The organism is Cryobacterium sp. 10I1 (genome assembly GCF_035019805.1).
GTDB classification, from domain to species: domain Bacteria; phylum Actinomycetota; class Actinomycetes; order Actinomycetales; family Microbacteriaceae; genus Cryobacterium; species Cryobacterium glucosi.
Genome location: NZ_JASJVF010000084.1, coordinates 1 through 12,785, shown reverse-complemented (window position 1 = coordinate 12,785; position 12,785 = coordinate 1). Strand labels below are relative to the sequence as shown.

Annotated in this window: 13 protein-coding genes; 8 read left to right on the top strand and 5 right to left on the bottom strand. The window is 65.0% G+C overall.

The window, feature by feature from the left end; genetic code table 11:
• The coding region (locus QN345_RS09420; RefSeq protein ID WP_323508600.1) for an HNH endonuclease signature motif containing protein at positions 1-1,038 on the top strand (1,038 nt) is incomplete at its 5' end.
• An 18-nt stretch (positions 1,039-1,056) separates the two neighbouring features.
• On the opposite strand, the gene QN345_RS09415 is transcribed toward QN345_RS09420, so the two are convergent.
• Together QN345_RS09415 and QN345_RS09410 are read right to left on the bottom strand one after the other, a co-directional pair.
• Positions 1,057-1,377 carry a nucleotide pyrophosphohydrolase gene (locus QN345_RS09415; RefSeq protein ID WP_322135220.1) on the bottom strand — a complete coding sequence of 107 codons (321 nt, stop codon included), beginning with the start codon at positions 1,375-1,377 and terminating at the stop codon, positions 1,057-1,059.
• 204 nt (positions 1,378-1,581) lie between these two features.
• Positions 1,582-1,941 (bottom strand): VOC family protein, encoded by a 360-nt coding sequence (locus QN345_RS09410; protein WP_134561577.1) that lies wholly within the window; start codon positions 1,939-1,941, stop codon positions 1,582-1,584.
• Between the two features lie 48 nt (positions 1,942-1,989).
• On the opposite strand from QN345_RS09410, the gene QN345_RS09405 reads away from it, so the two are divergent.
• On the top strand, positions 1,990-2,574 hold the full coding sequence (locus QN345_RS09405) for a YdeI/OmpD-associated family protein (RefSeq protein ID WP_322135218.1): 585 nt from the start codon (positions 1,990-1,992) through the stop codon (positions 2,572-2,574).
• Between the two features lie 21 nt (positions 2,575-2,595).
• Here QN345_RS09405 and QN345_RS09400 read toward each other — a convergent pair whose 3' ends face one another.
• Positions 2,596-3,177, bottom strand: coding sequence for a helix-turn-helix domain-containing protein (locus QN345_RS09400; RefSeq protein ID WP_322135217.1), 582 nt, complete (start codon positions 3,175-3,177; stop codon positions 2,596-2,598).
• 81 nt (positions 3,178-3,258) lie between these two features.
• Entirely contained in the window at positions 3,259-3,489 is a 231-nt protein-coding gene (locus QN345_RS09395; protein WP_322135216.1) for a hypothetical protein, read from the bottom strand.
• Between the two features lie 140 nt (positions 3,490-3,629).
• On the opposite strand from QN345_RS09395, the gene QN345_RS09390 reads away from it, so the two are divergent.
• Together QN345_RS09390 and QN345_RS09385 are read left to right on the top strand one after the other, a co-directional pair.
• On the top strand, positions 3,630-4,274 hold the full coding sequence (locus QN345_RS09390) for a TetR/AcrR family transcriptional regulator (RefSeq protein ID WP_322135215.1): 645 nt from the start codon (positions 3,630-3,632) through the stop codon (positions 4,272-4,274).
• A complete protein-coding gene (locus tag QN345_RS09385; protein WP_322140958.1) occupies positions 4,271-5,956 on the top strand; it encodes an MDR family MFS transporter in 1,686 nt (561 codons plus the stop codon). Before QN345_RS09390 ends, QN345_RS09385 begins: the two co-directional genes overlap by 4 nt.
• Before the next feature lie 117 nt (positions 5,957-6,073).
• On the opposite strand, the gene QN345_RS09380 is transcribed toward QN345_RS09385, so the two are convergent.
• Positions 6,074-6,979, bottom strand: a complete 906-nt coding sequence (locus tag QN345_RS09380; RefSeq protein WP_241975320.1) for an ROK family protein — start codon at positions 6,977-6,979, stop codon at positions 6,074-6,076.
• 406 nt (positions 6,980-7,385) lie between these two features.
• On the opposite strand from QN345_RS09380, the gene QN345_RS09375 reads away from it, so the two are divergent.
• From QN345_RS09375 to QN345_RS09360, 4 genes are read left to right on the top strand one after another with little or no spacing between them, the layout of a single operon-like run.
• Positions 7,386-9,515, top strand: a complete 2,130-nt coding sequence (locus QN345_RS09375; protein ID WP_322188294.1) for an alpha-galactosidase — start codon at positions 7,386-7,388, stop codon at positions 9,513-9,515.
• 26 nt (positions 9,516-9,541) lie between these two features.
• Positions 9,542-10,858 carry an ABC transporter substrate-binding protein gene (locus QN345_RS09370; protein ID WP_322135211.1) on the top strand — a complete coding sequence of 439 codons (1,317 nt, stop codon included), beginning with the start codon at positions 9,542-9,544 and terminating at the stop codon, positions 10,856-10,858.
• The gene (locus QN345_RS09365) at positions 10,855-11,808 is read left to right on the top strand and encodes a carbohydrate ABC transporter permease (protein WP_416172955.1); all 954 of its coding nucleotides are present in this window, start codon (positions 10,855-10,857) and stop codon (positions 11,806-11,808) included. Before QN345_RS09370 ends, QN345_RS09365 begins: the two co-directional genes overlap by 4 nt.
• Positions 11,805-12,719, top strand: coding sequence for a carbohydrate ABC transporter permease (locus QN345_RS09360; RefSeq protein WP_322135209.1), 915 nt, complete (start codon positions 11,805-11,807; stop codon positions 12,717-12,719). The genes QN345_RS09365 and QN345_RS09360 overlap by 4 nt, the downstream gene beginning before the upstream one ends.
• Positions 12,720-12,785 lie beyond the last annotated feature (66 nt).

The following is a 12,785-nucleotide window of genomic DNA, read 5'->3' as shown; positions in this document are numbered from 1 at the left end:
ACCCGGGAGGCCCTGGCCTCCGGGGTGATCAGTTACCGGCACGCGCAGGTGATCATGGAGCAGGCCTGGGGCATCCGGGTCGATGACCCGGAAGCGGCCGCGCGGGCGCGTGCGGTGTTCGAGGAGGTCCTTGTCCCGGATGCGGAAGTGCTGACCGTGGCGAAGCTCGCCGACCGGGCCCGAAGGGTGCGGGAACGCACCCACCCGGAGACCATCACCGCGAGGCACCAGAAAAGCGTCGAGGACCGGCACGTGGTGTTCCAGGCCCTCAACGACGGCATGGCGTCGCTGTATCTGACCGGGGATGCGGAGAAGGTGCAGGCTGCCTACCACCGCACCCTCGACGTCGCGCTGACCCTGCAGGGCCCGGAGGAGTCACGCACCCTGACGCAGATCGCGGCGGATGTGCTCACCGATGTCCTGATCGGTGGGGTCACCCCGGACGGACTCGGTGCCGGGGTGGCCGCGCAAGTCAACGTGACCGTTCCCGTGCTGACCCTGCTGGGGAAGAGCGAGGAACCCGGGTACCTCGCCGGGTACGGACCGATCGACCCCGACACCGCCCGGCGTCTCGCGGCGGGTGCGCCGAGCTTCACCCGGCTGCTCACCCACCCCGAAACCGGCGTCGTGCTCTCCATGGGCAGGGACACCTACAAGCCACCGGCCGATTTGAAAAAGTGGCTCGAGGTACGGGATGAAACCTGCACCTTCCCCGGGTGCCGGCGCTCCGCGAAACGGTCGGATCTGGACCACAGTGTGGAGTGGCAGCACGGCGGGGAGACCGACGCGATGAACCTCGCCCACCTCTGCCCGTATCACCACGCGGTGAAGAGCTACACCCGGTGGTCGCCGAAACACCTCGGCGACGGTCGCATCGAATGGACCTCCCCCGCCGGGTACAGCTACATCGTCGAACCCTCCGCCGATATGAGACCACCACGGAAACCGAAACCCGAACCGAAACCACCGGTCCCGTTCGTGGATGTCTGGAACCTGGATCCCACACCCGAAGACCCCGACGACTCCACCCCGTTCTAAAGAGCTAGGCGTCTAGTCTCACAGGGCGTCATACTTCGTGCTTAGCCCCCGCGACTTGTCCACCGGATACTTCTCCCGCGTCAGTGCGAGCTTGTCGAGAATGATCTGGTTCGGATCAGCGCCGATCCGCTCGGCAAGAAGGAGGCAATAGGTCAGCACATCGGCCAATTCCTCCCGTACGCGCTCGGGGCTCGCCTCGGCATCCCACTGAAAGCACTCCAGCAACTCGGCCGCCTCGATGGAGATGCTCTTCGCGAGGTTCTCCGGCGTATGGAACTGCGCCCAGTCGCGCTCGGCAACGAATGCCGCGATCTCGTCGCCGACGGAAAATTCGTTCATGTCGTCAACGTATCAGCCCCCCGCGAACCGATTTCGTTCTCGCTCGCGACGGCACTGGCCCGTCGTTCCGGCTAAATGACAACGACGAGCTTGCACCGCGGACACCGATGGCACGACTCGAGACCCTCAGCCGTGTCCACGCCGTCGGCGAGCATCTCGATGCCACACACGGGACACAGTGGGCCGTCCCCGTCGAGCTCCCACTCAGTCATGCGCGGCGGCCGGTCTGACCACGCACCACTCGTTGCCCTCGGGGTCCTGCAGCACCTGGAACGATCCGGCGATATCGTGATGCTCCTCACCGATCCGGCGCGCTCCGAGCTGTTCGGCCTGGTCCGTCGCCGCCGCAATATCGTCGACACGCACGTCCAGATGCAGCCGGTTCTTCACGGTCTTGGCCTCGGGTACTTTCTGGAACGACAGTTGCGTCCAGCCAGGAGGCAGGATGTACCACCAGGCTGCGTCCCGCCCGCGTGGTTCGCCGCCGAGCACGCTCGCCCAGAACGTCGCGAGCGCCTTGGGGTCCCTGCAGTCGATGACGACCTCATCAATGTGTCCGATCACCCCTCGATCCTATTCAGCGAGATCCGGGTGATCTCTACGATGGGAGCCATGGCGGAAAACTCGGGCAAGCCCATCCTGTTGTTCGCCACCGTGCGGGACTGGGAAGCCTGGCTCGAGGAGAACGTCGACCACGACGGCATCCGCTTGCAGCTCGTGAAGAAGAACTCCTCCAAACCGGGCATCGGCTACGACGACGCACTCACTGTGGCGCTGTGCTTCGGCTGGATCGATGGACAGGCCGGCACCCACGACGATGACTATTTTCTTCGCGCCTTCACCCCGCGCAGACCCCGGAGCATGTGGTCCCAGCGCAACCGGGACCTCGTCGCACAACTGATCGAAGCCGGGCGAATGCGACCGGCCGGGTTCGCGGAAATCGAGCGCGCCCAGGCCGACGGACGATGGGAAGCCGCCTACCGCCAGAAGGACAGTCCGGTCCCCGATGACCTCAAGTCCGCCCTCGACGCCAGCCCATTGGCCGCGGACCTGTTCTCGAGGCTCTCATCGCAGAACCGCTTTGCCATTCTCTTCCGCATCAGTGGTGTGAAGCGACCCGCGACCCGCGCTGCAAACATCGCCAAGTTCGTCGCCATGCTCGAACGCGGGGAGACGATCTACCCGCAGAAGCTCTGATTCAGCTGCAGCCTGCTGCGGCTAGAGAGCTGGCGCCACCGCGGACCGGACGAACACCAGGGTTCGCTCAGTGACCACGGGCAGCGAGGCGCCCGATTCGATCGCGGCCATGGCCGCCTGGAGCACGCCCCCGAGCAGACGGGCCGTGATGTTGAGCTCAGGCACCTCGAGCTCGCGCAGTGCCTCGATGAAGGGTGCCGCCTGTTCGCGGTGCAACGCCGATAGGCGCGCCAGGCATTCTGCAGGCAGCTGGGCTGCGGCGAGCGCCGCCACCGGCCGATGCACGCCCTCCGCCGCCAACCGCAACGTCACCCGGACGTAGACGTCGAGCCGTTCCGACGCAGACGTGACCGAGTCCAAAGCCGATTGGAGTTCCGCATTGGCCCGCGGGAAGGCATCCTCGATCACGGCGACCAGGACGTCCGCACCGGAGGAGAAGTACTCGTAGACGCTGGGACGAGACAATCCGGCCGCGGCACCAACGGCTGCAGGAGTGACGGCACTGACTCCTCCGTTGATCAGGAGTTCCCTCGCTGCGTGGAGGAGAGCAGCACGCTGCCGAACGCGGTGCTCGGCAACGGTCGGAGCAGTGATCCTGGGCATACCCGTCCTCTCGCTCGGCACCTTGTCACTGTCCAGACTACGAGGTCTGCCCCGGGGCTAAGGATGCTGCGCGCCCGCAGGTCAGTGATCGTCCGGCGCCGGAATCGGCACCGTACGGTCCGCCTGCGCCTGCACCTCGACGTAGGTGTCGTGCGCGGTGCCGTGGAACGCCTCATCGTAGGCGGCCATCGCTCCCGCAACACCCGCACCCGTAGCACCGCGTCGCCGCGCACGGGCGGCGAGCGCGATCAGACTCGCGAGTACGGCAGCGATCCCGCCGATCACTGCGACGGCCGAGAGTAGTTCAGGCATGCCTCCAGCGTAGAACCGACACGTGCCGGCGCAGTGGGCAGTCTCCGCCGCGTGCGACACCCTGCGAGACTCCTGTGACTTTTTGCGTTGCACGCAATAATGCAACCGCGCAGTGTTGCGCATCGTGCAATAATGCATTCATGAACAATTCTTCCGGCCTCGGGCTCCGCGAGCGCAAGCGTGCGCGGACTTCCGAGGTCATCCACATCGCGGCGGCAGAGCTCGCGCTCGAACGCGGGCTCGACGCCGCGACCATCGAAATGATCAGCGACCGGGCCGGCGTGTCCACCCGCACGTTCTTCAACTACTTCCCGACCAAGGAAGATGCCGTCCTGGGCATTGACGAGGTCGCCGTGTCGGCCGAGCTCGACAGAGTGCGCGGATGCGACGAGGATGTCTTCCTCGCCCTGTTCGATCTGATCACCGCGCTGTTCGAAGCCACAGGCGGCGGAATCAAGTCCGACCTCAAGCGCGACGTCATCCGCAAATACCCGCAGCTGATGACCCGCCAGATGGTGCGCGTCGCCGAGCTCGAAGACCGCCTCAGCGCGATCATCGCCGGTTGGCTGGCGAAGGACGCACGCTTCGCAGAACAGAGCGAGGCCGAGCACCTCGAAGCGGCGCGCATCATCCTCGGCGTCTCCCTCGCCACCGTGCGAATCACCATGAAGAAATGGGCGAGCGATCCGGATCCGACCACCGGGCCACCGGCATCCGCTGCCCCCCGAGAAACCTACGAGCGCGCCATCGCGACGCTCAGAACTGTACTGGAGAAACTCACATGACGACCGTCCTCACCCGACCCAAGCAAGCAGAAGAGGCAGGTGTTCCGTCGACCCGCAGCGTGCTGCTCGTCTTCGCCGGCCTGATGGTGGCGATGCTCCTGTCGTCGCTCGACCAGACCATTTTCAGCACCGCGCTGCCGACCATCGTCGGCGAGCTCAACGGCGTCGAACACATGCTCTGGGTCACCACCGCATACATCCTCGCCTCGACCATCGTGATGCCCGTCTACGGCAAGCTCGGTGACCTCGTCGGCCGCAAGTGGCTGTTCGTCGGGGCGATCTCGATCTTCCTGGTGGGCAGCGTCATGGGCGGACTCGCCGACTCCATGGGCACCCTCATCGCCGGCCGCGCCGTTCAGGGCCTCGGTGGCGGCGGGCTGATGATCCTCGCGCTCGCCATCATCGCCGACGTCGTTCCCGCCCGCCAGCGTGGCAAGTACTCCGGCATCATGGGCGCCGTCTTCGCCGTCTCAAGCGTCGCGGGCCCGTTGCTCGGCGGCTACTTCACCGACGGTCCCGGCTGGCGCTGGGCGTTCTGGATGAACCTCCCCCTCGGACTCATCGCGATTGCCTCCGCCGTCTTCTTCCTGAAGCTGCCCCAGCGCGAGTACAGCAAGCCCCGCATCGACTACGCGGGCATGATCGTCCTCGCCCTCGCCGCGACCAGCCTGGTGCTCTTCACGACCTGGGGCGGCAATACCTATGACTGGGATTCGCCCGTCATCATCGGCCTGATCGTGGCGACGGTTGTGCTCGCCGGTCTCTTCGTGTTCATCGAGAACCGGGCAGCAGAACCCGTCATCCCGCTGAAGCTGTTCAAGAACCGCAACTTCAACCTCACCACCTCGGCCGGCCTCATCACCGGTGTCGCCATGTTCGGGGCGCTGGCCTACATGCCGACCTACCTGCAGATGGTCACCGGCGTCGGTGCCACGGATGCCGGCCTGCTCATGATCCCGATGATGGGTGCCCTGCTCATCTCGTCGATCGGTTCCGGCCAGATCGTGTCCCGTACCGGCAAGTACAAGGTCATCCCGATCATCGGCATGTTCGTCACCGCCCTCGGCCTGTTCCTGCTCTCCACCCTCACAGCGACCACCTATATCTGGATCATGTGCGCCTTCCTCGCCGTGATGGGCTTCGGACTCGGCCTCTCGATGCAGATCCTGACCCTGGTCGTGCAGAACTCGTTCCCGCGGTCCATCGTCGGAACCGCGACGAGCTCGAACAACTTCTTCCGCCAGATCGGCTCGTCCCTGGGCGCGGCGATCGTCGGCAGCCTGTTCGTCTCTCGGTTGACCGACATCCTTTCGGCGAACCTGCCGGCCGGCGGCACGGGCAGCACCGGAACCAACTCGCTTACTCCGGCGCTCGTCGCTGCTCTGCCCGAAGCAGCCCGCACGGTCATCGTCAACGCCTACGACGACGCACTCGCCCCGATCTTCCTGTTCATGGTGCCGCTCGTTCTGGTCGCCGCGGTGCTGCTGATGTTCGTCGTCGAGAAACCGCTCGCCACCCACATCGACGAGGCGGAAGGCGAACAGTCGCTCAACAAGGAGATGCTCGACGAGTCGCTCTCCGTGGGCGCCAACCCGACGGCGGAGCCGGTCCTCTCGGTACGCACCGGGTTGATCCGGGTCGTCGACACGAATGAGGGTTCCGGCAAGCGGACCCGCCTTTAGCCCTGGGCCACACTCCGGGGTTGCGAGCCCTTCGTACCGCCCGCTTCTCGGGACGGGCGAGGGGCTCGCGCGTGTGCGGTGACGCGAGAGCGCGAGCCCCGCATCAACCGGTCCGATTCAGGCGAAGGATGCCTGGATAGCGACGGCCGCCGCTCCCCGCGCCCAGGCCGTGAATCCGGAGCGGTCGACGAGGATGCGCACCGGTACGGCGTCCGGGTCGCGATCGGCGCGCGACGCCTCAAGGATGCGCGGCAGCTGCCGATCGGCGAGGCCGACGCCCTCGCCGGACAACACGATGGTTTGAACCATGGCGAGATTGGCAGTCGCCGCAATCAGGCGACCGAGCGACCGGGCCGCTGACCCGACGACCTGCGCGGCAACCGGGTCCCCCGCATCCGCCAGATCGAGGAGCTCGGTGTAGCCGACATCGCGTGCCAGCCCGACACGGGCGCTGGCCGTCATGCTCGGAATCGACAGCATGGCGGTCGAACACCCGCGATGCCCCTCTGCACAGAGTGGGCCCGTGGGATCGAGGGGAAAATGCCCGCCCAGGCCCAGTCCGGTGTCACTGTTGACAACCGGTCGGTCGTGAATGACAAGCCCATAGCCGACCCCCGCACCGATGGTCAGCACTGCGAAGTCTTCTATTCCCTTGGCGATCCCGAACCAGTGCTCGGCCGCCGTGAGCGCAACGACGTCGTTTTCCACGACCACCGGGACGCCCAGTGCGTCGTGGAGCAGTCCACCCAGATCGACACCCTTCCAACCGAGGAACGGTGCCCGCTCCACCCAGCGCGACCGGCCCACCTGGCCTCCGACCGTCACGCCAATCGCCGTCACACCGTCCATTCCACCGACCTCCACCGTGGCCCGCACGATGTCCGCAACGACCTGGGACGGCTCATGGCCGCTGAGCTCGATGACGCATTCGGCTCCGAGGTTTGCCCGGAGATCGGTGGCCACGGCGAAGACCTCTCCGGCGGTGAGCTTGACGCCGATGAAACGCTGGGAATCGACACTCACATCGAGAGGCCGTACGGGACGACCGATCGACCGTTCGATCGTTTCGGGAGCATCGACCAGGAGCCCCTCATCCAACAGAGGCTTACTCAGGCGCGTGAGCGTGGCCGGCGAAAGCCCGAGCCTGCGGCCCAGTTCACTCCGCGTGATGGGGCCATGAATGAGTACTTCCCGTGCCAGGTCCCGCGCGGGCCCAGTGAGGGCGTCACTCCGATGCGCAGTCGTCACCGCGCCCTCCGCTCAGAATATGCAGCCGTCTCAACCGGCTCGTTATTTCCATTATGAATCATAATGACCGGCATTTTCACTCCCAAATGGCCCCAATCAGAGACCTGATGTCGAATGACTCCAACCACTGTGCCGGAAACTCGATCTTGACACTACGTTATTTCCACTATAGAAATAACACATGCACCACGACAGCACTGTCCTTCACCTCCGCAATGGCGGTACCAGCGTCATCCTCGATTTCGACGGTGGCGGATTCCCTGCCGTTGTGCACTGGGGCGAAGACCAGGGTGACCTCTCCGCCGACGAGGCCCAGGCGATCGTCGTGGCTTCCCTTCCGCAACGGGTCTCCGGTGGCCTCGATGAGCCCGCGCGCCTGACGGTGCTGCCTCAGGAGTCTGAGGGCTGGCAGGGCACTCCTGGTCTTCGCGGTAGCCGGCATGGACGCTCGTTCTCTCCGAATTTCTGCGTGACGGGGATGGAGAGCGGCCCGTCCGAGCTCGTCCTGCTCGCGATCGACGCCGATGCCGGTCTGACACTTCGTCTCGGGTTGGACATCGACTCAGCGGGTGTACTGAGCCAGGTGCTCACGCTGACCAACGCCGGCCTCGACGACTACCAGCTCGAAGACCTCTGCCTCACCGTGCCTCTGCCGGGCACGGCCGCGGAAATCCTCGATACGAGCGGCCGGCACCTGCGGGAACGCACTCCGCAACGGCACTCGTTCACCATCGGACGGCACGAACGTGAAAGCCGAAAGGGGAGGCCGGGTGCCGATGCCACTCTGCTGCTGTGCGCAGGAGCCCCCGGCTTCGGGTTTGAAGCCGGGTTGGTGCACGCGGTCCATCTCGCATGGAGCGGCAACCACCGGCTTGCCGCCGAAAAACTCGTCACCGGGTCGGTCTTCCTCCAGGCCGGCGAGCTCCTCGCGCCCGGTGAAATTCAGCTGGGTCCAGGACAGAGCTACACCACTCCCACGGTCATCGCCTCCTGGGGCCACGGCCTCAACGAACTGAGTGGGCGCATCCACTCGCGGCTCCGCGCCCGCCCTACGCATCCAGCCATACCACGTCCGGTCACCCTCAATACCTGGGAGGCCGTCTACTTCGACCATGACCTCGATCGCCTGCTCGGGCTCGCGGATGCCGCCGCCCGGGTCGGCGTGGAACGGTACGTGCTCGACGATGGCTGGTTCCGCGGTCGTCGCGACGACACGAGCGGACTGGGTGACTGGTACGTCGACGACGACGTCTGGCCCGATGGACTCTCCCCGCTCATCGAACGAGTGACAGGACTCGGCATGCAGTTCGGGCTGTGGGTGGAGCCGGAGATGGTCAATCCCGATTCCGAACTCGCGCGAGCCCACCCGGAATGGATCCTGCAGCCCGGGGGCCGTTTCCCGGTTGAGGGGCGTCAACAACAGGTCCTCGATCTGTCGCACCCGGATGCGTACGGCTACATTCTCGAGCGGCTCGATGCCCTCCTGTCCGAATACCCGATTCGGTACCTGAAGTGGGATCACAACCGGGACCTCGTCGACGCGGGAAGCACCCGCACCGGCCGGGCCGCGGTGCACGAGAACGTCGTCGCCCTCTACGACCTGCTCGACGAACTGAAGGCGCGTCATCCCGGGTTGGAGATCGAGAGCTGCGCCTCAGGCGGAGCCCGCGTCGATCTCGGCATTCTCGACCATACCGATCGCATCTGGACGAGTGACTGCATCGATCCGATCGAACGACTGACGATCCAGAAGTACACGGGCCTCCTGGTGCCCTATGAACTGATGGGCGCCCACATCGGCGGCCCGGTGTCACACTCCACGGGGCGCCGGCACGATCTCTCGCTCCGGGCCGGCGTGGCCGTCCTCGGCCACCTGGGCATCGAGTGGGACATCACCACCCTCACCGAATCGGAGTCCGCTGAGCTGGCCGTCTGGATCGACTTGTACAAGTCTCGTCGCCACCTGTTCCACACCGGCACCGCCGTCCACGTCGACCACCCGGATCCGGCCGTCGACCTCCGGGGAGCGGTGTCCTCCGATCAGCGCACCGCACTGTTCGTCTTCACCCAGGTGCGCGCGAGCTCCTTCTACCCGGTCGGTCCGCTCCGGTTCGCCGGTCTCGACGACGAGTCCCGCTATCAGGTCCGAATGCTCGTCGAATCATCCACCGGCCCGGACGCCGGCCAGTCGCCCCTGTCCTGGTCCCACCAGCCGCTGACCCTCACGGGACGGGCCCTGCGCACCATCGGCGTGCAAGGACCGGTCCTCTTTCCTGAACACCTCGTCATCATCGAGATCACTTCCGCCTGAGGCGGAACCAAGCGCAAGGAGGCGCAATGAGAAACACCAACCGCACCGGGCTCCGGCATCGCAGACGGTTCACGGCAACCGCCGTGGTCGTCGCAGCCGCGACTCTCGTCGGACTCTCCGGATGCTCCGCACCCGATACCGGCATCGTCACGCTGAACTTCTTCCAGTTCAAGCCGGAAGCCGTCACGGAGTTCGCGTCGATCATTGACGACTTCGAGGCGGAGAACCCGGGAATCCGGGTCATCCAGAACTCCGTGCCAGACCCGGACACCGCCATCCGCACCCTGCTCGTGAAGGACAAGGTGCCCGACGTGTTGACCCTCAATGCCAACGGCAACTACGGCGAACTCGCCCGGGCGTGCATCTTCGCCGACCTGGCCGCCACCCCCGTGGCAGCGACGGTCAACCCCGCCGTACAGAACATCGTCCAGGCGCTCGGAACCTGCGCCGCCGACGGCGGGAAGGAAGTGAACGCACTCCCCTTCGCCAGCAACGCCTCCGGCATCCTGTACAACCCGACCATCTTCGCCGAGAACGGCGTCACCGTACCCACCACGTGGACAGAGCTTGTTGCGGCAGCCGAGAAGTTCAAAGCCAACGGCGTCTCGCCCTTCTTCTGCACCCTGAAAGACGCGTGGACCGCCGCCCCCGCGTTCGTCAACCTCGGCGGAACGCTGATGCCGAACGGATTCTTCGACGCCCTCCGTGCCGAAGGCTCCAACGTTTCCTCGGGCACAGTCTCGTTCCAGAAGGACTTCGCCACCGCGGCCCAGAAGGAAGTCACCCTGTTCAGCTATTGCCAGGACAACTTCGCGAGCCGCGACTACAACGCAGGCAACAAGGCCTTCGCGGATGGCGAATCCGCGATGTACCTTCAGGGCTCGTACGCAATTCCTGCCATTCGTGCCAACAATCCCCAGGCGAGCATCGGGTCGTTCCCCTACCCGGTCACCGATGACGCCGACGCCCGCGTCGTAGTCTCCGGTGTCGATGTCGGGATCGCCATCGGCCGGGACACCGCGCATCCTGCCGAAGCGCAGAAGTTCGTCGATTACCTCATGTCTCCCGCGGTCGTCACCGGATATTCCGAGGCTCAGAGCACGTTCTCGCCGTTGGCGAACGCCACCCCCAACACGGACACGGCCCTGGCCGGACTCGAGCCCTATTTCACCGCCGGGAAGATCGTCGGCTTCATCGATCATCAGATTCCCGCCGCGGTGCCGCTCGTGAACCTCCTGCAATCGCTCGTGATCAGCGGCGATTCCGGAACCTTCCTGAGCGACCTGGACTCCGAGTGGAGCAAGGTCGCGGCCCGCACGACTACTCAGAGACAGGGGAAATGACGATGACGTCGACAACATCAGTCCGGATCAAGAAACACCGGCCGGAACCTGCAGTATCGGCACCGGCATCCGCCCGGTCGTCGTTCGCCCGCACCCCGCGCACCTTCTACTGGATGGTGGTGCCGGCCGTTGTGATCTTCTTCGGCCTGCACACCGTCCCGGTGCTCTCTGGAATGTTCTTCAGCCTGACCAACTACGCCGGCTACGGCACCTGGGACTTCGTCGGGCTGTCCAACTACGTCAACCTGTTCCAGGACGACCGCGTGCTCAATTCCTACGGGTTCACCTTCGGATTCGCGATCGTCTCCACGATTTTGGTCAACGTGATCGCCCTGGCCATCGCCCTCGGACTGAACTCGAAGATCAAATTCCAGGCGGCCTTCCGCGGGGTCTTCTTCATCCCATACGTGCTGGCCATCCTGATCATCGGATACGTCTTCAACTACCTCTTCGCGAACTCCTTCCCGGCGATCTTCACGGCCATGGGGATGCCAGGCCTGGCCACGAACCTGCTGGCCAGCCCGGACTTCGCCTGGGTCGGCATCGTGATCACAACGGTGTGGCAGGCAGCGGCGTTCAACGTCATCCTGTATCTGGCCGGCCTGCAGACCATCTCCGCAGACCTGTACGAGGCTGCGTCCATCGACGGCGCATCCGGGTGGCGCCGGTTCCGATCGATTACGTTCCCGCTCATCGGCGCATACTTCACCATCAACATGGTGCTGTCGTTCAAGTCGTTCCTGCAGGTCTTCGACCAGATCGTCGCGCTCACCGCGGGCGGTCCGGGCACGTCCACCGAATCCATCGCCCTGGTCATCTTCCGAGGCGGCTTCCAGGGCGGAGAGTACGGGTACCAGATGGCCAACGCCGTCATCTACCTCTTCGTCATCATCATTGTTTCATTCGTCCAGCTGCGCTTCCTGCAGCGCCGGGAGGCGAGCTTCTCATGACCGATACCCTGACCACCCCGACCGCGTCGCCGACGCCGAACCTGCAGGATGCCGGCATCGCGAAACCGCGCACCCGCCGACGCATCGACGGCGGCAACGGCGGCACCAACTGGTGGCTGACCGCACTCATCGCAGTGTGCTCGCTCACCGTACTCATCCCGCTGTACTTCACCGTCGTCACCGCCCTCAAGACGCCGGACCAACTGGGCGGCACCGGGTTCGAACTGCCTACGAGCATCCGTTGGGAGAACTTCGCGGATGCCTACGAACTCACGAACTTCCCGCGCGCCCTGCTCAACACGGCCCTGATCACGGTCGGTGCGGTCTTCCTCACCCTGCTCACCAATTCGCTCGTGGCCTACGCGATCGCACGCAACATGCACAAGAAGTTCTTCAAGGGGCTGTACTTCTACTTCCTCGCCGCGATCTTCGTGCCGTTCCCGATCATCATGCTGCCGGTGGTCAAGGAGACAGCGGTGCTCGGCATCGACACTCCCGTTGGCCTGATCCTGCTGTACACGGTCTACGGGCTGTCGTTCAACATCTTCATCTTCGTCGCGTACATCAGCTCCATTCCGGTCGAGCTGGAGGAAGCCGCCCGCCTCGACGGGGCGAGCACCTGGACGGTGTTCTGGAAGGTGATCTTCCCGTTGCTCTCCCCCATGAACGCGACCGTGGGCATCCTCACCTGCGTCTGGGCGTGGAACGACTTTCTGTTGCCGCTGGTGGTGCTGTCCGACCCCTCGGCGCAGACACTCCCGCTCGCGCAGTTCATCTTCCAGGGCCAGTTCAACACGAACTACCCCGTGGCCTTCGCCTCGTATCTGATGGCCCTCGCACCGCTCCTGGTCGTGTACGTGATCGCCCAGAAGTGGGTCGTGAGCGGGGTCACCCGCGGTTCGGTCAAGTAGCCCGGGACAGCCAGAATCCCGGTGTGTCATGCGGCCGGTGTGGATCTACTGCGAACGCAGTAGATC

Coding starts and splice junctions, on each gene's coding strand:
- QN345_RS09415 (WP_322135220.1), bottom strand. CDS start 1,377: ATGAACGAATTTTCCGTCGGCGACGAGATCGCGGCATTCGTTGCCGAG.
- QN345_RS09405 (WP_322135218.1), top strand. CDS start 1,990: ATGGCGGAAAACTCGGGCAAGCCCATCCTGTTGTTCGCCACCGTGCGG.
- QN345_RS09400 (WP_322135217.1), bottom strand. CDS start 3,177: ATGCCCAGGATCACTGCTCCGACCGTTGCCGAGCACCGCGTTCGGCAG.
- QN345_RS09395 (WP_322135216.1), bottom strand. CDS start 3,489: ATGCCTGAACTACTCTCGGCCGTCGCAGTGATCGGCGGGATCGCTGCC.
- QN345_RS09390 (WP_322135215.1), top strand. CDS start 3,630: ATGAACAATTCTTCCGGCCTCGGGCTCCGCGAGCGCAAGCGTGCGCGG.
- QN345_RS09385 (WP_322140958.1), top strand. CDS start 4,271: ATGACGACCGTCCTCACCCGACCCAAGCAAGCAGAAGAGGCAGGTGTT.
- QN345_RS09375 (WP_322188294.1), top strand. CDS start 7,386: ATGCACCACGACAGCACTGTCCTTCACCTCCGCAATGGCGGTACCAGC.
- QN345_RS09370 (WP_322135211.1), top strand. CDS start 9,542: ATGAGAAACACCAACCGCACCGGGCTCCGGCATCGCAGACGGTTCACG.
- QN345_RS09365 (WP_416172955.1), top strand. CDS start 10,855: ATGACGATGACGTCGACAACATCAGTCCGGATCAAGAAACACCGGCCG.
- QN345_RS09360 (WP_322135209.1), top strand. CDS start 11,805: ATGACCGATACCCTGACCACCCCGACCGCGTCGCCGACGCCGAACCTG.